17 protein-coding genes are annotated in these 20,270 nt (G+C 44.8%); 11 read left to right on the top strand and 6 right to left on the bottom strand.

Annotated features, from left to right (window positions below; translation table 11 throughout):
* The first annotated feature begins 7 nt into the window (after positions 1-7).
* Genes GLW00_RS03730 through GLW00_RS03740 form a run of 3 tightly spaced genes read left to right on the top strand, consistent with a single transcriptional unit; the run spans position 8 to position 3,312 of the window.
* Positions 8-898, top strand: coding sequence for a class II fructose-bisphosphate aldolase (locus GLW00_RS03730; protein ID WP_160911334.1), 891 nt, complete (start codon positions 8-10; stop codon positions 896-898).
* A gap of 20 nt (positions 899-918) precedes the next feature.
* Positions 919-2,352: an aldehyde dehydrogenase family protein gene (locus tag GLW00_RS03735; protein ID WP_160911336.1), complete on the top strand. Its 1,434-nt coding sequence runs from the start codon at positions 919-921 to the stop codon at positions 2,350-2,352.
* A gap of 57 nt (positions 2,353-2,409) precedes the next feature.
* The gene (locus tag GLW00_RS03740) at positions 2,410-3,312 is read left to right on the top strand and encodes an AEC family transporter (protein ID WP_160911338.1); all 903 of its coding nucleotides are present in this window, start codon (positions 2,410-2,412) and stop codon (positions 3,310-3,312) included.
* Positions 3,313-3,612: 300 nt separating this feature from the next.
* Here the strand turns inward: GLW00_RS03740 and GLW00_RS03745 are convergent, their stop codons facing one another.
* The 3 genes from GLW00_RS03745 to GLW00_RS03755 all read right to left on the bottom strand — a co-directional run bounded on the left by GLW00_RS03745 (position 3,613) and on the right by GLW00_RS03755 (position 7,280).
* Positions 3,613-4,971, bottom strand: a complete 1,359-nt coding sequence (locus GLW00_RS03745; protein ID WP_160911340.1) for a GntP family permease — start codon at positions 4,969-4,971, stop codon at positions 3,613-3,615.
* A gap of 17 nt (positions 4,972-4,988) precedes the next feature.
* Positions 4,989-6,110 carry a glycerate kinase gene (locus GLW00_RS03750; protein WP_160911342.1) on the bottom strand — a complete coding sequence of 374 codons (1,122 nt, stop codon included), beginning with the start codon at positions 6,108-6,110 and terminating at the stop codon, positions 4,989-4,991.
* Positions 6,111-6,233: 123 nt separating this feature from the next.
* Complete coding sequence (locus GLW00_RS03755; RefSeq protein WP_160911344.1) at positions 6,234-7,280, bottom strand: CdaR family transcriptional regulator; 1,047 nt, start codon at positions 7,278-7,280, stop codon at positions 6,234-6,236.
* Between the two features lie 151 nt (positions 7,281-7,431).
* On the opposite strand from GLW00_RS03755, the gene GLW00_RS03760 reads away from it, so the two are divergent.
* Entirely contained in the window at positions 7,432-8,034 is a 603-nt protein-coding gene (locus tag GLW00_RS03760) for a pyroglutamyl-peptidase I (protein WP_160911346.1), read from the top strand.
* A 108-nt stretch (positions 8,035-8,142) separates the two neighbouring features.
* Here GLW00_RS03760 and alr read toward each other — a convergent pair whose 3' ends face one another.
* From alr to GLW00_RS03775, 3 genes are all read right to left on the bottom strand, one after another.
* Entirely contained in the window at positions 8,143-9,261 is a 1,119-nt protein-coding gene (gene alr, locus GLW00_RS03765; RefSeq protein ID WP_160911348.1) for an alanine racemase, read from the bottom strand.
* A gap of 59 nt (positions 9,262-9,320) precedes the next feature.
* Entirely contained in the window at positions 9,321-10,451 is a 1,131-nt protein-coding gene (ald, locus tag GLW00_RS03770) for an alanine dehydrogenase (protein ID WP_160911350.1), read from the bottom strand.
* Positions 10,452-10,556: 105 nt separating this feature from the next.
* Positions 10,557-11,807: a PucR family transcriptional regulator gene (locus GLW00_RS03775; protein WP_160911352.1), complete on the bottom strand. Its 1,251-nt coding sequence runs from the start codon at positions 11,805-11,807 to the stop codon at positions 10,557-10,559.
* A 234-nt stretch (positions 11,808-12,041) separates the two neighbouring features.
* Here GLW00_RS03775 and GLW00_RS03780 point away from each other — a divergent pair, with 234 nt between their 5' ends.
* The 7 genes from GLW00_RS03780 to GLW00_RS03810 all read left to right on the top strand — a co-directional run bounded on the left by GLW00_RS03780 (position 12,042) and on the right by GLW00_RS03810 (position 20,266).
* A complete protein-coding gene (locus GLW00_RS03780; protein WP_160911354.1) occupies positions 12,042-13,118 on the top strand; it encodes a YkvI family membrane protein in 1,077 nt (358 codons plus the stop codon).
* Between the two features lie 130 nt (positions 13,119-13,248).
* Entirely contained in the window at positions 13,249-14,898 is a 1,650-nt protein-coding gene (locus tag GLW00_RS03785; protein WP_160911356.1) for an alpha-glucosidase, read from the top strand.
* A 165-nt stretch (positions 14,899-15,063) separates the two neighbouring features.
* Positions 15,064-16,008, top strand: coding sequence for an N-acetylglucosamine kinase (locus tag GLW00_RS03790; protein WP_160911357.1), 945 nt, complete (start codon positions 15,064-15,066; stop codon positions 16,006-16,008).
* An 18-nt stretch (positions 16,009-16,026) separates the two neighbouring features.
* Entirely contained in the window at positions 16,027-16,929 is a 903-nt protein-coding gene (murQ, locus tag GLW00_RS03795; protein ID WP_160911359.1) for an N-acetylmuramic acid 6-phosphate etherase, read from the top strand.
* A 60-nt stretch (positions 16,930-16,989) separates the two neighbouring features.
* On the top strand, positions 16,990-18,372 hold the full coding sequence (locus tag GLW00_RS03800; protein ID WP_160911361.1) for an ABC transporter substrate-binding protein: 1,383 nt from the start codon (positions 16,990-16,992) through the stop codon (positions 18,370-18,372).
* A gap of 144 nt (positions 18,373-18,516) precedes the next feature.
* Positions 18,517-19,410 carry a carbohydrate ABC transporter permease gene (locus tag GLW00_RS03805; protein WP_160911363.1) on the top strand — a complete coding sequence of 298 codons (894 nt, stop codon included), beginning with the start codon at positions 18,517-18,519 and terminating at the stop codon, positions 19,408-19,410.
* A 19-nt stretch (positions 19,411-19,429) separates the two neighbouring features.
* Positions 19,430-20,266 (top strand): carbohydrate ABC transporter permease, encoded by an 837-nt coding sequence (locus tag GLW00_RS03810; RefSeq protein WP_089651246.1) that lies wholly within the window; start codon positions 19,430-19,432, stop codon positions 20,264-20,266.
* The last annotated feature ends 4 nt before the right edge of the window (positions 20,267-20,270 follow it).

Consider the following 20,270-nt stretch of genomic DNA (forward strand, 5'->3'; position numbering starts at 1 on the left):
GTCCTCTATGCCATTTGTGGATGGAAAAACATTGCTAACCCATGCTTATGAGAACAAGTACGGAGTCGGAGCCTTTAGTGCTCATAATGCGGAAACCATTTTAGCTATATTAGAAGCTGCGGAAGAAAAGCAAGCCCCTGTGATGATCCAGATTGGACAAAAGGTGATTCAAACGCTGGGCTTGCAGCCGATGAAAGATATGGTCGATTCTTTTTCGAAGGATTTCACAGTCCCTGTGTGTATCCATCTCGACCATAGCCGCCAGTATGAGCAGACAATGGCAGCCATTCAGTCCGGTTTTCAATCCGTGATGTTTGACGGTTCGGGATATTCGTTTGAAGAGAATACACGAATTACGAAACAGGTGGTCAATGCTGCCCGGGCACTTGGCATCGGCAGTGAAGGGGAAATCGGTAAAATTGGTGGAACCGAAGATGATATTACGGTAGACGAAAAAGATGCATTGATTACGACCACTGAGGAAGCAGTCGACTTTGTGAATGAAACGGATGTCGACTATTTAGCGGTATCCATAGGAACCGCCCATGGCATTTACAAACAGACACCAAACCTGCGTTTCGAAAGGTTGAAAGAAATCTCTGAAGCTGTGGCTCGACCAATCGTTCTGCATGGCGGTTCAGATGTGCCGGATAAACAAGTACAGGAAGCTATTAAACTGGGGATCTCCAAAATCAATGTAGACACAGAACTTCGCCAGGCCTATACGCAAGGCTTGCAGGATTATTTGGCTTCAAATCCAGAAGACATTGTTTTGGCTAATACCTTAGGTGCAGGTCGTGAGCGAATGAAGGAAAAAGTCAAAGAGAAGATTGATGTCTTCGGAAGTGCTGGACGGTCGGAAGCATTTAGCAATGACCAAAAGGTCGTAACGTTATAATATATAAGGAGGTTGTTGTAATGAATAAAGTAGCAACAGACTATTCTTTCGGTTTATTTATCAATGGCGAATGGAGCACAAAAGAAGACACCTCTCCTGTCTTGAACAAATACAATCAAGAAAAAATTGGTGAAACAGCCGTAACCAATGAATCTGATGTTAAGGAAGCTGTGGAAAGCGCCAAAGAAGCTTTTAAAGTGCCTTTCTCTTTATATGATCGTTATCAAGTTTTACTGAAAGTCGCTCAATTATTGAGAGACAACACCGAAGAGTTTGCAGCGGTGATTGCGCAGGAAGTCGGAAAACCGATTAATGAAGCAAGAGGAGAAGTAGGTCGTTCTGCTTTAACTTTAGAGAATTCAGCGGAGGAAGCAAAACGAATCCACGGCGAAGAAATCCCTGTCGAAGCAGCCCCGGGATCTGAAAATCGTAAAGCTTTCACACGGCGTTATCCTGTCGGTGTGGTTGCAGCCATTACGCCGTTCAATGTCCCGTTGAACCTTGTCTGCCACAAAGTTGGCCCAGCGCTTGCAGCTGGAAACAGTGTTGTTTTAAAACCCGCTGAGCAGACTCCGCTTACGGCTTTGTTACTGACGAAGCTGTTTGAAGAAGCAGGACTTCCAAAAGGGAGACTGAATGTACTTACTGGAGAAGGTCATGAGGTAGGGCCACTGCTGACATCCAATCCTGATGTGAATATGTTTACATTTACCGGGAGCCCGCAGGTCGGAGAACGGATTCGAAAAGAAGCAGGCCTACGTGATGTCGCGTTGGAGCTGGGCAACAATTCGGCAACGATTGTTCACAAAGATGCCGATGTGGAACAAGCGGCACAATTGGTCGCACAAAAAAGTTTTAACAATGCAGGGCAGGTATGTATTTCCGTCCAGCGCGTCTACGTTCACGATGCTGTGTATGACCAGTTTCTTGAAAAAGTAAGAGAAGCGACATCCCAAATCAAATTAGGAGACCCTATGGATCCTTCCACACAAATGGGACCAATGATTGCAGAAGAAGAAGCGGTTCGAGTGGAAGAATGGGTTAAAGAAGCGGTTGCAGAAGGGGCGGTTATTGAAACCGGAGGAAAGCGTGACGGTGTTTTCTACCAGCCTACCGTTCTTACAAACGTGAACGCAGAAATGAAAGTTTGCAAGCAGGAAGTATTTGGACCTGTCGTAGCGGTTGATTCCTATGCTGATGAAGATGAAGTCATTTCTTACGTCAATGACTCTGAGTATGGACTTCAAGCAGGGTTGTTCACCAACAGCCTGGCGTTTGCGATGAAAGCCATGGATCAGATCCATGTTGGCGGCTTGATCGTCAACGATACATCCGGTTATAGAGTCGATCATATGCCATATGGCGGTGTGAAGAAGAGTGGAACAGGAAAAGAAGGTCCACGCTATGCGATTGAGGAAATGACAGAAGAGAAAATTGTTGTATTCAACTTGTAACTAGGAAGGGAGTCCATACGGCTCCCTTTTCTTAATTTAACTTATAGGAGAAAGCATATGGAGTTTATCACGATTTTACTGCCAATTTTCTTAGTATTTGGTATTGGTTATGGAGCTCAGAAGATCTTTCAATTCGATACCTCTACGTTTTCAAAACTAGCTCTTTATATTCTCGTTCCTTTCCTTGTCTTCCAGACGTTTTACGAAGAAAAGATCACCTTTTCCTATGTTTATATTTCAATCTATATGCTGGGATTGTGCATCATTATCATTGGCATCGTTTCGATCCTTTCCAAGATACAGAACTATACCGAAAAGGAAAGATGCGGGATGGTCTTGTCCTGTGCTTTCACTAATAACGGAAACTACGGCACACCACTCGTATTGTTCTTATTCGGAACAGCAGGAATGGAAACAGCGATTGTCCTTATGGTATTACAACAGCTGCTGATGAGTACCTTAGGCGTTTACTATGCGGCTAAAGGGGGAGGAGACAAGGGAGATGGAATGAAAGCTGCCCTGCGCTCCGTCCGTCGGATGCCGATGGTTTATGGGGCTATAGCCGGGTTTCTTTTCCAAACGTTCGGCATATCTATCGGAGAGCTTAAAGGAGGCGTAGATTTAATTGCAAGTGCCGCGATTCCTTTGATCATGCTTACTCTTGGCATGCAACTCGCGAACATCAAGGTCAAGGGGTTCGAATATAAAAAAGTATCCATCGCCTTAATGATTAAACTGGTAGCTGCACCTGCCATCGCGGCCGCTATAGTGTGGGCGATGCCTGTCGATCCGTTGATGAAGCAAATTATGATCATTATGGCGGCCACACCTACAGCTGCAAATACGACGATGTATGCCATTCAGTTTCAAACCGAACCCCAAACCGTTACGAGTGCGACTTTAGCAACCACAGTGCTCAGTTTAGTTACGATTCCTATTGTAATTTTTTTAGCCACATAATGCTAGTACAGTCCATTTGAACCGAGGTGTCTTTTCTTCACCCTGGATTGAAAGTGGATCGGTCTTTGCAGAACATTTAAAGTAAGAATCCGATTGGTGTTGTCCATACTGTTTCTAAAGAGGTGATGGTATGGAGCATGATGAGGGGAACTTTTTCAAAGGATTATTCTGGGCTGGATTGCTGTCTCTGCCGATTTGGGGAATGATTGCTTTAGGAGTTTATTTCATTTGGTAAACTTCAACGGGCAAGCAGGGAAAAGTTAAAAAGGGAGACTTCCAATATGGAAGTCTCCCTTCTTGTTATACCAATATGAACCAAAGAAATGATGTGACAATAATAGCCGTTATTCCTTGTAATAGTGTGCCCATCGTTTGAGCCTTGTAGGCTTGCGTGATGGACATCCCACTGAATTCCTTAACGACCCAGAAATAGCTGTCGTTCACGTGGGAGACGACCATGGCACCGGCACCTACGGACATGACAACGAGTGCCAGCGGTACTGCTCCTTCGATTCCGATTTGCGGAAGAAGGGGAGCGATTAAGGTTGATGTGATGACGATCGCAGCAGTAGATGAACCTTGAGCACTTTTTAATGCAGCTGCGATAATGAATGGGATGAAGATAAATACCGCTCCGACTGCTACTTCATTTCCAGCAATCCCCTTAATAAGATCAGCGATACTTGTGGAGCTGATCACAGAACCGAAAGCGCCACCTGCTCCTGTAATCAACAGGATAGGAGCAGCTTCCTTAATTCCGATTCCGACCCATTGGGTAAGCGTTTCTTCATCATATTTTGGAAGAAGAGTGAAAGCGAATAAGACGCCGACGAGAAGAGCGACTACAGGTGAACCTAGGAATAGGAAAAATGAAAATAGCGGACCTTCCCATCCAGCGAAAGTGATGACAGAGCTGAATCCAATGAGAAGAATCGGAATTAAAATGGGAGCAAATGATTTAGTAGCTGAAGGCATATCACCAAAGCTGCTGACGACCTCGTCGTAATCATACAGCGCATCATCTTCACTTTGTTCAATGTGGATTTTAGTACCAGCTTTAACCGCCCAGATGTATCCAACCAGGATAGCTGGGATCGCGACGATGATACCGAATAAAATGACCGTTCCTAGATAATTCTGCGCACCGATATTCCCTGCCGCTGCGATAGGTCCAGGTGTCGGTGGGACTAAAGTGTGCGTGGCGAACAGACCTGTTGACAAAGCGATCGCCATGGATGCAACGGTCACCTTTGTTTTATTTGCAAGCGCTTTCTTTAAAGAGGATAAAATAACATAGCCTGAATCACAGAATACCGGGATACTGACAATACTGCCGATGGCGCTCATGGCAAGCTGTGGTCTTTTTTCCCCGACGATTCGTAAGACGACTTCAGCCATACGTAAGGCAGCGCCTGATTTTTCTAAAATGACACCGATGATTGTACCAAATACAATGACGAGTCCGATTCCTCCCATCAATCCTCCGAAACCGCCATTGACGGCCTCTACGACATCTCCAAGTGGCATACCGGATAATATTCCGATAGCGAAAGCAGAAATCAAAAGAGAAAGGAAAGGGTGGAGGTTGAATTTCGCTGTGGCTACAATGACAAATAAAACACCAAGTAAAATAATAAGTACAAGTCCGAAACCTTCCATATACTTCTCACTCCTTTTTATTGTTTGTTGATCAACCTTGCGATTTGTCTTGTTGTCTCAAATAAATATTCTTCTGCGTTCTTCAGGCAGTCCTCTAGTGAGGAAGGACCTGGAGTTATGGAAAAACAACTCGTAAACCTTTCATTTAATGCTCCGTAGTCATTGCCTAAACTTCCTGAAATGAGCAGGACAGGCGTATGGTTTTCTTTTGCAAGTTCAGCTACATAACCGGGTGCTTTCCCATAAAGAGTCTGTTCATCGCTTTGACCTTCGCCAGTGATGACGTAATCAGCCCCGCGGATGGTCTCTTGGAGCTGGATGGCTTCACCGACTAACTTTGCGCCAGATTCAAGTTGCGCACCAATGGTGAGAAAAGCAAAACCAAGACCACCGGCTGCACCAGCACCGGGCGTGTTCATGATGTTTTTATCAAGCACCTCTTCCACGAGTTTTCCATAGTGGTCTAGAGATTGGTCATAAGTATAGACCTGCTGCTCGGTCGCTCCTTTTTGTGGGCCATAGACATGACTGGCTCCTCGATTTCCCGTCAGTGGATTGTCTACATCAGAAGCAACACGAATCTTAATATTCTTCAGGCGGGAGTCTAATCCGGACAATTCTACTTTTTTCACAGTATGTAGATCTTTCCCGTGAATGCCCGTTATCTGACCGCTTTCATCATAGGTTTTCATCCCCAGGGCCTGTAACATTCCGAGACCACCGTCATTCGTAGAGCTCCCCCCGATAGCGACAATCAAGTCCGTGCATCCTTCATCCAACGCATGCGTGATTGCCTGGCCGATCCCATAGCTCGTTGTGTAATCGGGATTACGTTTTTCTGTCGGGACGAGTGGTAAGCCGGCAATTTCTGCTCCCTCGATGACCGCTCGATCATTGTCCAGTTTTACATACCAGCTTTCCCTCTCTTCTCCTAAAGGTCCTTTGCATGAAAATTGAACTTTTTCGTGCCGCACAGAAGTGGAAAATACGTTTAAGGTACCTTCTCCGCCATCTGCCATTGGCTTCTTGATGGTTTCTATATTTGGATTTACCGAATGAAAAGCCTTTTCCATGATTTCGGCGACTTGAATGGAAGACAAACTTCCTTTGTACGAATCAGGGGCAAAAACGACCTTCATCATTCACCCTCCTTTACTATATTTGCTTACTTTCTATTCAACAGGAAATAAGAAACCATAACAATTGATGGGATCTACAAAATATCAGAAAATTGTAAACGTATTCTTGTGCAAATGCACAAATCATCGGTTGATTAAAATCGCTTGTAAGATCATCGCATCTTTGAAACACCGTGCATCCAACCCTACTTTTTTATGAACTTGATCCAGACGGTAATGGAGTGTGTTTCTGTGGATATGCAATTCATCAGCAGTCCGGTTCATTTTTAAGTCGTTTTTGAAAAAAGAATCAAGTGTTTCTAAATAAGGTGCTTCTAATCGGTTCAAACGATTGGCGAAAGGTTCCGTGATCTCTATGTACGTCTCTTTTGTAATGCTTGAAAGTAGCCGTTCAACCTTAAACGCTCCGCTGTAAATCATCTCTCCAGCTTTTCCTGCAATCTCTATCGACTGTGATGCTTGTTGGAAAGATGTATAAATACCTTTGGCACTGTACCCTGGTTCACCAACAGCGGCGGGTCCTTCTGTTTGGAAGGGTGGAATATGCTCTTGGAATGGAAGAGGCATGACCACTGAATTTTCCTGAAAAGGGAGGATGAAAAGAGGACGTAATTGTAGCTGTTCTGCCTGTCTTCGGAGTCTCTCTGTAAAATCAAAAGGTGAGGTTGTCTGGAAAACGAGCACCTGCCATGCTTTTTTAAGGTCTGCGCGTAAAGAATAGCGGGCTTCTTTTTCCAGCTCTTCCATATCTTCATCTGAAATGAGCCGATGAAACCAGTGGTTCCATTGTCTTTCCTGATAGAAACTCTGTTTCTGGATATAGAGTTGTTCGAGCGCAATCTCGACCGATCCTTGGGTCATTCCAGCCGCTTGGTACACTTGATCTGGATCTCCTGTCAAACCCACGACACCTGCAAGTTCTCCTCTATGAAAAATAGGCAGATTAACCCCAGGTTTTGTATTGGAATATTGGGATGAGATGTCTTTGGTTATTTGCTGGGCTTCCAGCGTTTCTATCACTCTTTGTGCTCCACCATGGACTTGATTGATGCGGGCGTGGTCTGTGCTGGCCACAATTTTTCCAGTCGGATCCATTAGGTTGATGGCTACATCGATGTATTTAGAGAGGCGATGGATGATTTCCTGTCCCAGGTGATCAGTAAGTTCCATGTTGGATCACTCCTTTTTTTATCATTCTATCAGATTGGACATGGGGAGATTCCCTAAAGGGAGATGAGAAGTTATTCCATAGAGTTTAGAATAAAGGATAAGGAAGTTTTATAGAGGGAATTCTGCGCTATAAAGAAGAGGGGGAGGAAACATGAAAAAATTACTGCTTACTGGGTTTGAACCTTTTTTGAATTATTCATTGAACCCGACCGAGGAAATTGCCCGTGCATTAGATGGAGAGACGATCAACAATTATACAATTGTCGCCAAAGTCTTACCCGTCGACTATAACAAATCCGGCGATCAATTGGTGTCCTTGATTGAAGAAGTTCGACCCGATTCTGTTCTTTCACTTGGTCTTGCTGCAGGAAGGTACAAAGTGACACCGGAGAGAATTGCGATCAACTGTAATGAAAGTAAGGAAGAAGATAATGAAGGGAATCAGCCTGAAGGAGATTTGATTGATGCGGAAGGCGCGGATGGATTGTTTTCTTCTTTGCCTATTCGAACCTTCGTTGAGGTGTTGAATGAGAAGGAATATCCTGCTGAAGTCTCTAACACTGCCGGTACGTACTTATGTAATCATGTGATGTACAGAGGGCTGAATCATTTTAAGAAAAAGAATATGGAAATTCCTTCAGGATTCATTCACTTGCCGGCCTCTCATGACTTAGCTGTCCAGCATGGGAATTTACCGAGTTGGTCGCAGGAGGATTTAACGAGTGCTGTAAAGGAAATCATTCTTTCCTTATAAGTCCTGAGAAGAAAAAAGCGAAGAGCCTAAGTTGGCTTTTCGCTTTTTTCGCTCTATTTCCAATAAATGTATAACTTAGTGTGGTGATAACTGGAATGTAAGAAGTGCTCAAACATACTTCCTTGGAACGCGTCTGCCGATTTGGCAGGTGATTTCGTAGTGGATGGTGTTGAGCTGATCGGCGATTTCCTGAAGAGGGATGTGACCTTCTGTCCGCTCTCCGAAGAACGTGAATTCCGTCTCTTCGCCCGTTTCTCCGACTGCTGTGATATCCACCATGGTTTGGTCCATACACACTTTCCCTACGATCGGCGCTCTCTTCCCTTGGACGACCACATTCCCTTTATTTGAAAGGGCGCGGGGGAGGCCGTCTCCATATCCGATGGGGACTGTGGCTACTTGTATTGGTTCCGCTGGTTCGTATGATCTTCCATAACTGATAGGTTCGCCGGGATGGACGGTTTTCACCATGACAGGTTTTGTTTTTAAACGCATCACTTGGTGAAGTGAAATCGATTCCCGCATATAATCAGCTGGATAAAGTCCGTACAAGCTTACCCCCACCCGCACCATATCCATGTGCATATGCGGAAAGTTGATGGTGGCCGCACTGTTGCAGCAGTGCTTGGTTGGAATCATCCCGTGAGCCTTTTCCACCGCTTCTACAACAGATAAAAAATGATCAAATTGTTGCTCTGTATAGTCAGGGTCTTCATTATCTGCGTCAGAGAAGTGAGTGAAGATCCCTTCTACATGGACAAATGGCGAGACATTTTGCTCTAAGAGCTGGATGATATCTTCAGCTTTTTTGAGACCAATCCGATGCATCCCGCTATCGACTTTGATATGAATATTTGTAGACCGCTGACGCTGCTCGGCTTCTTGGTTGATTTTTTCCAAGACTGCTTCTGTAAATACGGTCAATGTAAGGTCATGATCAATGGCATCCGGGACGGCTTCTTTAGGCGTGTAGCCAAAAACAAGGATCGGGAGTGTGATTCCTGCTTTTCGCAATTCCAGGGCTTCTTCAATAATGGCAACACCTAACCGATCCGCTCCAGCTTCAATCATAACTTCTGCACATTCCAAAAGCCCATGGCCGTAAGCATCCGCTTTGACGACTGCCATCAATTCACAGTTTTTATCGATATGGTTTTTAAAAGCATGCACATTATTTCTGAGTGCTTGCAGGGAAACTTCTGCCCATGTCGGACGATAGTTGGTCATGATGATTCTCTCCTTTCTATGAAAAAAGCTCCCCCATCAATGTGGAGGAGCCTGTTGTTTTATACCCGTGCCAAAGACTGAAGAGCTTCTTGTACAGGCTTGTAATCATAGCCTAGATCACGAGCAACGGCTTCATAAGTCAAGTGGCCGTTGGCTGTGTTCACACCTGCTTCAATCGCTTTATTCTCTTCGACTGCTTTGTTGACCCCTTTGGAAGCGATTTGCAAAGCGTAAGGAATCGTTACGTTTGTAAGAGCGATCGTAGATGTACGTGGAACAGCTCCTGGGATGTTTGCGACCGCATAATGAAGGACGCCGTGTTTTTCGTAAATCGGATCATCGTGTGTCGTAATGTGGTCGACCGTTTCGAAGTTTCCACCCTGGTCGATGGCGACGTCAACGATGACAGAGCCGTCTTTCATTTCTTTGACCATGTCCTCGGTTACTAATTTCGGTGCTTTTGCTCCCGGAATCAGAACAGCTCCGATGACAAGATCTGCTTCTTTGACCGCTTCCGCAATGTTGAATGGATTGGACATCATGGTTTGGATGTCTTTGCCGAACTGATCATCCAGCTCGCGAAGGCGGTTAGGATTCAAGTCCAGTACGGTTACATGTGCACCAAGGCCGATGGCAATTTTCGCTGCGTTCGTACCAACGATACCTCCGCCAATGATGACGACTTTACCGCGGGAAACGCCAGGGACGCCGCTCAACAGGATTCCTTTTCCACCGAAGGATTTCTCAAGGTATTGAGCTCCGACTTGTGTTGCCATACGTCCGGCTACTTCACTCATTGGAGTAAGAAGAGGGAGTTTGTTATCAACAGCCACTGTCTCATAAGCAATGGATGTGACTTCGTTTTCAACTAATGCTTTTGTCAGTTCAGGTTCCGCTGCAAGGTGAAGGTATGTGAACAGAATAAGACCTTTACGGAAGTATCCATATTCAGATGGTAGTGGTTCTTTTACTTTCATCACCATTTCTGAATTCGACCAAATATCGGAAGCGGTTTCAACAATCTCAGCACCTGCATCACGATATTCTTCGTCGGTAAAATTACTTCCTGTACCGGCTTGAGTTTCGATGCGGATCGTGTGTCCGGCTTTCATGAGATTGATGACACCTGAAGGCGTAATCGCTACGCGGTTTTCATTATTTTTAATTTCTTTTGGAATTCCGATAATCATGGGGAACGTCCACCTTTCAAATTGAATGTAAACAAAGTATAGCCCGCCTGCGGATATTTTTGTTTAGGTGAAAGTGAAAAAATAAACAGGAGGATTTGTGTAAAATCACAAATCCTCCTGTTCGTTCTCATAAATCAGCAAATCCAGGTAGAGCATTGTCTTCTGGTTCATATCTTTGAAGTCGACGTTGCCGATCTCTTTAATCCGCTTCAGTCGATAATTCAATGTATTGGTATGAATGTGCATATGAGCGGCTGCCTGGTGGACGTTACTGTTTTTCTCAAGAAAAACCTTCAATGTTTCAAGCAGCATAGAGTTGTTCCGTTCATCGTAAGCTTTGATCTTGGTCAAGGCAGCGTTTTTGTAGTTTTCCCGTTTTTGTAGGACCGACAGTTCATTAAGGAATTGATAGACCCCAAGATCCTGGTAGTTGTCGACGTTCTCAAGCCCTGCGGAATACTGTTCTTTTAATTCAAGGACTTTTAAGGCCTGCTTATAACTGTCGCTGATTAATGTCGGGGAGTCATAGATTAGACCGAAAGCCCCTTTTAAATCCTCAAAATCAAGACGTTCCTTCATCTTTTGTGTGAATTCACGAATGAACGCCTGATTCATTTCATTCGCATCTTCCTTATTATCTGTACGGACAAGAAGAATGAGCTGCTGGTCATCGAAAATCCGGTTTACAATCCGGGTTTGATGAAGGGTTTCGGTTAAGTAATAGGCGTGGCGTTCCACGGCCTGACTCATTTCTTCGGTGAATTCGAACACAGCTACACAAAGCTGCCCCTGCAGATTCATATGAAACTTCTTCGCCAGTCGTTTGATTTCCGCCTGATTTTGTAGAGAGCCTGTCAGCAGCTGCCAGAAAAACTCTTTCCGGTTTTCTTCGGTCTTTTTCTTTTTCGCCTGTTGTCTCAATAAATGATGGCTGACCCACTGGGCGGCTTCTTTCATCTCATCCAAATGCTCAGCAGTTACGGATAGATCGTTCGTCTGAGCCCAGATAAAACCGAGGATTTCGTTGTTCTTGCGGACAGAGACAGCTAACCTGTGACCGAGTCCAATGGAATCAATCGTTTTGACAATGAGCGGCTGATCGCTTTCGAAAAGCTTGGCCATGATGCCTTGTTTCCATAACCCGTTGATGACATGTTCGGGCACTTTCCGTCTCATGATGGTTGCCGTTCTTGCTTCATCCACGTTTTTCTCATGTTTGCTGTAAGAGACGATACGGTGGTTGGCATCCTCAATGGTCACCGGACATCCTAAGGTTTCCGCGATGCTGTCAGCAAGCCCCTCGGGGGAATCGATGTAATCTTTATATGAATAGTTCATGTGTGATGAATGGTTCATAGCGGTACTCCTTATGGTGTGAATACCTTTATATTATCATTGATTCTCTTAGAGAAACATCCATTTTCCTATTGAAGTATTTGTTAAATTGAACGAATATAGATGAGGGGATTTGTGGATTTTGCCCAATCATGGAAAGCGCATTCATGATAAACTGGGCCTATCCCTTTGGTGTGTAAGCGTTTTATCATGCCGGGAAGGAACGAGACATCTTAGATTAAAGGAGGATTTTCCGTGAAAAAAGTACTTAAAATTGCAAGCGCTTTTATAGGGATCATCGTTGGTGCGGGCTTTGCCTCCGGCCAGGAGATTCTTCAATACTTTACGAGTTTCGGCTATTTAGGAACGATCGGAACCATCATATCGACCGCATTGTTCGCCTATATGGGGATGATGCTTGTGAAGCTTGGAACGAGAACGCAGGCGACTTCACATAAGGGAGCGGTCTATAAAGTCAGTGGAAACAAATGGCTTGGACTGATTGTGGATTATGTCATTATTCTGACGTTGTTTGGTGTTGGTGTCGTGATGATTGCTGGAGCTGGTTCGATTCCAAGTCAGCAATTCGGTCTGCCTCCGGTCCTCGGAGTCATTCTCATGAGTGTGATCGTGGTGGCGACAATAATGATGAATGTGGACAAAGTCGTCAATGTCATTGGCAGTATTACACCGTTTTTAATCATTACTGTTTTAATTATATCCGGCTACAGCTTGTTTACGATGGACCAGCCCTTCAGTGATTTGAACGCTGTTGCCGTTGATCAGCCATCCGCTTTATCCAACTGGTTCCTTTCCGCCATCAATTACGTTTCCTTTAACGTGGCGGTAGGGGCGTCGATGTCCTTGCTGATGGGAGGAAATGAGAAAGATGAACGGACGTCCGCACTCGGCGGGCTCCTTGGAGGATTAGGGCTCGGAATTATGATCGTCATCAGCCATCTGGCCATTTTCTCAAAAGTCGATACTGTTGCTTCGTATGACATGCCGCTTCTTGCGCTTGTCGATGGTCTGTCTCCGGTATTAGGAACGTTTTATTCGATTGTTTTGTTCGGTATGGTCTTCAATACAGCCGTCAGCATGTTCTTCTCCTTTGCTGCCCGTTACACGAAAGTTGGGACAAGCCAGCATAAGAAATTCGTTCTCATTACAGGAGTCGTCGCTTTCGGGCTCAGCTTCGTAGGATTTACAGAACTTGTCGCATTTTTCTACCCACTGATCGGCTATATGGGACTGTTCCTAATCCTTGCACTGGTCACAGCACCATTCCGACTGAAAAAAGAACACAAAAATGCAGAACGCCTGTCCGCATAAACCAAAAGACCACCTTTGAGAGGTGGTCTTTTTTCCATTATCTGTATGACCTGGTACAACAAATAATGGAAGTGCACGGCGGTTATGCGTTATGGTTATATGAGAAGGTTTTCATAAGGGAGTGGATGAGATGAGTAATCAGGAATGGTGGAAAAAGAGTGTCGTCTATCAAATTTATCCGAAGAGCTTTAATGATACAAATGGGGATGGAATAGGGGATATCCCTGGGATTATAGAGAAGTTGGATTACTTGAAGGAGCTTGGTGTGGACGTTCTTTGGCTGTCCCCCATTTATGATTCTCCACAAGCAGATAATGGCTATGATATTCGGAACTACCGGGAAGTGGATAGTCTTTTTGGAAAGATGGAAGACTTGGAACGACTGTTGGAAGAGGTTCATAAGAGAGACTTGAAGCTGGTCATGGACCTCGTCGTTAATCACACTTCTGATGAACACCCATGGTTTGTGGAGTCTTCGAAAAGCAAGGACAATCCGTATCGTGATTATTACATATGGAAAGATGGCAAAGAAAACGGAGAGCCACCGACAAACTGGGGCTCTGTTTTCAGTGGCCCGGCTTGGACTTATGATGAAAGGACAGGTCAATATTACTTGCACATTTTTGCGAAGAAGCAGCCTGATTTAAACTGGGAAAACCCGAAGCTTCGAGAAGATGTGTACGATATGATGAAGTTTTGGCTAGATAAGGGGATGGATGGGTTCCGGATGGATGTCATCAACTTTATCTCTAAAGATCCTGACTATCCAGATGGAGACAATGGGGATGGCAGTCCTTATTTTATGAACGGCCCTCGTGTTCACGAATTTTTGCAGGAGATGAATCAGGAAGTTCTATCAAACTATGATGTGATGACCGTCGGGGAAATGCCAGGGGCTTCTCCGGAAGATGCCAAGCGATACACAGATCCAGAGAATGAAGAGTTGAACATGATTTTCACATTTGAGCACATGGATTTGGATTCGAACGGGGATAAGTGGAACTGGACGAATCTGAACCTCGTAGACTTGAAGGAGAACTTTGAAAAATGGCAGACGGCGCTCCATGGTGTGGGTTGGAACAGTTTATACTGGAACAATCATGACCAGCCGCGTATTGTTTCCCGGTTCGGTGATGATGGAGAGTACCGAGAGAAGTCGGCGAAAATGCTCGCGATCTGCCTGCACATGATGCAGGGGACGCCTTATATTTACCAGGGTGAAGAGCTGGGGATGACGAACGTCCACTTTGAAACGCTCGAAGAATACAAGGATATTGAACTACTGAATATGTATAAAGAGAAAAAGGAACAAGGATGGTCTCATGAAGATCTTATGAAAGCCATCTACGTAAAAGGGCGTGACAATGCCCGTACGCCGATTCAGTGGAACGATAAGGAAAATGGCGGATTTACGGACGGAACCCCATGGATACAAGTGAATCCGAATTATAAAGAAATTAATGCGGAGCGCGCGTTGGAAGATAGAAACTCTGTATTCTATTTCTATCAACAGTTGATCCGCTTGAGAAAAGAAATCAATATTATCACCGATGGTCGTTTTGAACTAGTGATGAGAGAAGATCCAAATGTTTTTGCCTATAAGCGTGTAAGTGATGAAGGATGTCTTCTTATCGTCTGTAACTTTTCGGAAGAAGAAGTGGCGTTAGAAGAGGAAATTGTAAAAGAGATAGAAGGAAAGCCTGTCGTGATTACAAATGAAACAGAATCATCGAATCGCGGAAGATTAGCTCCTTATGAAGGAACAGTATATAAACTATAATGGAAATAATAACCACACCAGGTCATCCAGATATTGGATGACCTTTTTTAGAATGCTTGACTATTAGAAAGCTTTTTGAAATATAATTACAATATTTTAAAACATATGTTGACATAAAAATTCATAAATTTTATAATAGAGCCAACAAAGATTTGGAGGATGTCCATGAACTATGTGATTGGAATAGATGGAGGCGGGACGAAAACGACGTGCCTGTTCCTTGAAGCAAATCAATGTACATACCCGGAACAACCAAAAGTCATCCAGGGGCCAGGGACCAACCCTCATCAGATTGGTTTTGAGGAAGCGGGTCACCGCTTAACGGCTCTTATCAAAAAAGGATTACAAACATTCAACGTAGATTCTGCACAGATCATAGGCATTGGCTTCGGACTGGCTGGTATTGGAAGACCAGAGGACGAAGAGCAAATGAGGGGGATTGTGCGGAATATTTTTTGGAATCTATCATTATCTGAAAATTTAAACTCATTTATTGGATCTGATAGCTTAGCCGCTTTGAAAGGGGCACTTTCCCTGACAGACAAGTCTGGGATTCTCGTCATCTCAGGGACGGGGTCGAATGCTATTGGAGTAAACCTTGAAGGGGAAATTCATAAATGTGGCGGTTGGGGCCATTTAATTGGTGATGAAGGAAGTGGATATTATCTATCTTTGAAAGCGTTATCATCAGTGGCGAAAGCAGCCGATGGACGTGGAGAGGAAACGCTCCTCACTCCTTTTATCTTAGAGAAATTAAATCTACATAAGCCTGAAGATCTTGTCCGTCACATCTATGGCAGGACTCATGAGAAACAAGAAATAGCGAAGCTTGCGACATGCGTGATCGAAGCGTCGGAACGACAGGATGAAGTCGCAGTGAAAATATTGAAAGAAGCTGCAGATCAGCTCGTTTCACACGTGGAAAGTATCGCTTGTCACGGCTTTGGAAAAGATGCAGTGATTACAGCGGCAGGGTCTATTTTCAAGCATTCTAAAATTCTGAAACAGCATTTCATCCAAGAAATCGAAACGAAAGAGTTAGGCGTATATAAAGAGCCCTATGCTCCACCTGAGTTTGGAGCAGCTCTGTTAGCAATTCCGGATAATTAATAAAAGGTGGTGCCAAAAGTGACGAATTCCTTGACGTTCCTAACAACAGAGAAACGAAATGAACGAACGAAAAACATGGATGAAATGACGACTGCTGAAATACTGAAAGTCATGAATGAAGAGGATCACAAAGTCGCAGAAGCCGTCAAACAGGTTTTGCCGGCGATTACGAAAGCTGTCGATCATATTTCCACTTCTTTGAAAAAGGGTGGCCGACTTTTTTATGTAGGAGCAGGGACAAGCGGAAGGCTCGGCATTCTGGATGCGTCCGAATGTCCACCGACCTTCCTTGTGGATCCCGACCTTGTTCAAGCGGTCATGGCTGGGGGCGGCAACGCCTTTACAAAGGCGAAAGAGAATTCGGAAGATGATGCCGCTCAAGGGGAAGCCGATCTGAAAGCAAAAACACTCACTTCAAACGATGTCGTGGTCGGAATTACGGCCAGTGGCCGGACGCCTTACCCGATTGGTGCGCTCAAACATGCAGGTTCCATTGGTGCTTATACGATTTCTCTATCCTGCAACAATCATTCCGAAATCAGTGATTATGCCGAGTGCCCGATCGAGGTGGTTGTCGGGCCGGAAGTTTTGACAGGTTCGACGCGCTTGAAAGCAGCGACCGCCCACAAAATGGTGTTGAACATGATGAGTACGACTGTCATGGTCAAACTCGGGAAGGTTTATGAGAATTTGATGGTGGACGTCCATGCAAGCAATCACAAGCTGCGGGAACGCGCGAAGAGCATTTTGATGGAGTGTACCTCAGCGACTTACGAGGAAGCTGAGGAAACGTTGGAAAAAGCAAAGCTGCAAGTGAAGCCGGCGATTGTCATGCTGAAGCGAAATGTTTCTTATGAACAAGCAGTGAAAATGCTTCAGGAGAATGAGGGGAATTTACGCAAGGCCATGAATGAATCTTAATGATTTGAAGACCATCTTGCATGGTTTCAAATAAATTTTTCAATCAAAAAGGGGGAGCTTATGTTGAGCATGTGGCGGAAAACATCTGCTTGGTTGATGATGGCGGTTTTGTTCGCTTTCTTGTTGTTGGTTGGTTGTGCACCAGGAGCGGGGACGGAAGAAACAGACAGCGAGGGCACAGAAGAAGAGTCTAGTTCTGAAGGGTCTTCAGAGTCTGGTGAATCCGGTGAAGTTTCGGGAGAGCTTGAAATTCAGTACTTTGTCGGTGGTTATGGTGATTCCTGGTGGAAAGAAGTCATTGCTGATTTCCAGGAAGAATATCCGGATGTCTCAATCACTGAACACGCGGGGCCTAATATTAATGAAGAAATGCGTTCACGCTGGGTATCCGATGATCCACCTGATGTCGTTTACATTGATGGTGCAGGTTCCAGTGAAACCCAGATGGTTGAAGATGGTCAGCTTATGAACTTGTCGGAATGGTTAAGCGGCGTTGAGCTTGAGGATGGCTCCGCTTTAGGTGAAAGTTTCATTGTTGATCCTGCTAAGTACGATGGAGAAATTTACAGCTTACCACTTGTCTTCGATACATGGGGCACATGGTATGACAATGCCTGGTTCGAAGAAAACAATTGGGATGTACCGAAAGACTTCCCTAGTTTCATGGATACGATGAGTCAGATTAAGGAAGATGAAGGCATTGAACCTTTCGTTACGACAGGACAATATCCATATTACTTCCTTCGCGGAATGCTTTACCCTGCCTTTGGTGCAGCCGGTGGAGACGAGTTACTTAATGATGTGATTACAGGTGCAGAGGGTGCCTGGACGAGTGAACCTGTCCTTAATGTCATGAAAAAAGTGGAACAGATGCAGCAAGAAGGTATGATTGATTCCGGTTTTGGTGCGTTGAATCATACGCAGTCCCAAATGAACTTCCTGCTTCATGACAATGCGTTCATTCCAGTTGGTTTCTGGCTGCCGAATGAAATGGCGAATGATACGCCGGAAGACTTCGAATATGGATTCATTCCTTCTCCTATGCAGGATGAAGGCGAACCTGCGGCGATTGTTCCAGACCTTCGTCCATTAGCGATTGCTGAAAAAGCAGAAAACCCGGAAGCAGCGAAAGCTTTTGTGGAGTTCGTGTTCACAAAAGAATATGCGAAGAGTTTTTCTGAACATACGGGAGCCATCATGAACTTGCAAGGGGTGGATCTTGCTTCAAGTGAGGAAGTGCCTTCTTTCTTGATTGATGCCAACGAGATGATCAATGACCCTGAACAGGTCCAGATCTATCAAAAGCCTCACCCGATGAGTTCAGAGCTTGAGACGCCGATCAGCAACTCGCTCGTTTCTCTGATGCTCGGTAACATTACAGCCGAAGAGTTCGTCGAGGAAGCTGAACAAGCGGCAGCGGAATACCGCAGCAGTTTGGAGTAAAGGACAAGTGGAATGTGGAGGCGGACGTCTTCACATTCCATTTTTCTTAAAGGCATAAGCCAATCAACCGCGGGAAAACCATCCTGCTGTTGCTTGACTTATGCTTGTCAAACATATTCAAACTAGAAAAAGAGGTGGTTGTAAATGGTCCAGTCCAAACGACAGCGGAACTTGTTCCTTGCCTTTTGTCTTGTTCCGACATTCATTTTGTTTGCCGTGTTCACGTTGTACCCCTTGTTCAATGGTCTTTATTATTCCTTTTTCAAATGGTCAGGGGCATCTTCACTCGCCGAGTTCGTAGGTTTTGATAATTACCGCCGGTTATTCAGCGATGATATTATCCCGAGAACCATCTGGCACGATTACTTTCTTGTCATTACAAAAGTGTTCGGCATCATGATTCTGTCGACCTTTTTTGCGGTAGCCTTAACGCAAATGAAAATCAAAGAAGCTCCCTTTTACCGGATTGTCTTCTTCTTTCCGAATATCATGTCCGTCGTCGTCATCGGGATTTTGTGGATGTTCATCTATAATCCAAGTCTCGGGCTTGTGAACTCAGGTCTTGAACTGATTGGTCTTGAAAGCTGGACGCAGCCGTGGCTTGGGAGTGAAGACTGGGCTTTACCAAGCTTAGTGCTTCCCTCGGTATGGGCAGGGATCGGATTGTTTATGCTCATGCTGATGGGCGGGATTTCGAACATTTCGAAGAGTTATTATGAAGCAGCTGAAATCGACGGGGCCACCGAGTGGCAGCAGTTTTGGAAGGTGACCTTACCGCTGATCTGGCCGCAAATCAAGATATCTATTTTGTACATTATTATTACGACGTTGAATGGGTCCTTCATTATCGTCCAGGTCATGACCAAAGGTGGACCGAATAATTCCACACACGTGATGGGTTCCTACTTATATGAACAGGCCTTCGTTAAATACAACTTCGGATACGGGGCAACGATTGGGGTTATGATTTTAATTCTGTCTCTCGTGACCGTACTGATTATGCAATTCCTGATGAGAAGAGAGAAAGTGGAGTATTAAAAGACAGGAGGGGAATAGAGTGCAAAAAGGGAGTATTTTTTCAAGAACGATCGTACGTATCCCACTGATCATCTGGTCTCTGGCCGTCTTATATCCAATTTTCTGGATGGTGCTTGGGGCATTCAAGTCCAATGCGGAAATCTACGCCAATCCATGGGGGCTGCCGGAATCCTTTAGTTTCAGTAACTTCGTCGATGCGTGGAGCAACTACAACATCGATGCAAGTGTATTCAACAGTTTTATCGTCACCGGTCTTGGCGCGACACTGACGCTTGCGATGGCGATTCCGACGTCTTATGCGTTAGAGCGGATGCGTTTCCGCGGAAACCGTCTGTTGTTCACGCTTTATATTTCCGCGATGATGATTCCGATGGTCCTTGGCTGGATTCCGTTGTTTTTCCTATTGATGCAATTGAATCTCCTGGATAACATCTTCGGACTCAGTATCGTGTATGCGGTCAGCCAGTTACCGTTCAGCATTTTCGTTTTGACGAGTTTCATGGCAACGATTCCAAAATCATTGGAAGAAGCGGCAGCGATTGATGGGATGTCGCCGTATGGCATCCTGTGGAAAATCATTACGCCACTTTCGACAACTGGGATTATTACCGTTACGATTATGAATATGATCCAGTTTTGGAATGAGTATTTTATGGCGCTCATCTTCCTGCAAACAGAGGAAAACTATACGCTTGCTCTCGCAATTGATTATATTAGTAATGAAACACAGTACACGAATGCATGGGGGACGCTGTTTGCGAGCCTTGTCATTGCGATCGTTCCTGTCATCGTGTTGTATGCGATTTTCCAACGCCGTATCGTTAAAGGAATGACTGAAGGAGCCATTAAAGGATAAGTGT

Origin of the sequence: Halobacillus litoralis, assembly GCF_009856445.1 — a bacterium.
GTDB lineage: Bacteria > Bacillota > Bacilli > Bacillales > Halobacillaceae > Halobacillus > Halobacillus litoralis.

What these genes read in the sequence shown, in the direction of transcription:
- GLW00_RS03730 (WP_160911334.1), top strand. Translation starts at nt 8, where the DNA reads ATGCCATTTGTGGATGGAAAAACATTGCTAACCCATGCTTATGAGAAC.
- GLW00_RS03735 (WP_160911336.1), top strand. Translation starts at nt 919, where the DNA reads ATGAATAAAGTAGCAACAGACTATTCTTTCGGTTTATTTATCAATGGC.
- GLW00_RS03740 (WP_160911338.1), top strand. Translation starts at nt 2,410, where the DNA reads ATGGAGTTTATCACGATTTTACTGCCAATTTTCTTAGTATTTGGTATT.
- GLW00_RS03745 (WP_160911340.1), bottom strand. Translation starts at nt 4,971, where the DNA reads ATGGAAGGTTTCGGACTTGTACTTATTATTTTACTTGGTGTTTTATTT.
- GLW00_RS03750 (WP_160911342.1), bottom strand. Translation starts at nt 6,110, where the DNA reads ATGAAGGTCGTTTTTGCCCCTGATTCGTACAAAGGAAGTTTGTCTTCC.
- GLW00_RS03755 (WP_160911344.1), bottom strand. Translation starts at nt 7,280, where the DNA reads ATGGAACTTACTGATCACCTGGGACAGGAAATCATCCATCGCCTCTCT.
- GLW00_RS03760 (WP_160911346.1), top strand. Translation starts at nt 7,432, where the DNA reads ATGAAAAAATTACTGCTTACTGGGTTTGAACCTTTTTTGAATTATTCA.
- alr (WP_160911348.1), bottom strand. Translation starts at nt 9,261, where the DNA reads ATGACCAACTATCGTCCGACATGGGCAGAAGTTTCCCTGCAAGCACTC.
- ald (WP_160911350.1), bottom strand. Translation starts at nt 10,451, where the DNA reads ATGATTATCGGAATTCCAAAAGAAATTAAAAATAATGAAAACCGCGTA.
- GLW00_RS03775 (WP_160911352.1), bottom strand. Translation starts at nt 11,807, where the DNA reads ATGAACCATTCATCACACATGAACTATTCATATAAAGATTACATCGAT.
- GLW00_RS03785 (WP_160911356.1), top strand. Translation starts at nt 13,249, where the DNA reads ATGAGTAATCAGGAATGGTGGAAAAAGAGTGTCGTCTATCAAATTTAT.
- GLW00_RS03790 (WP_160911357.1), top strand. Translation starts at nt 15,064, where the DNA reads ATGAACTATGTGATTGGAATAGATGGAGGCGGGACGAAAACGACGTGC.
- GLW00_RS03800 (WP_160911361.1), top strand. Translation starts at nt 16,990, where the DNA reads ATGTTGAGCATGTGGCGGAAAACATCTGCTTGGTTGATGATGGCGGTT.
- GLW00_RS03805 (WP_160911363.1), top strand. Translation starts at nt 18,517, where the DNA reads ATGGTCCAGTCCAAACGACAGCGGAACTTGTTCCTTGCCTTTTGTCTT.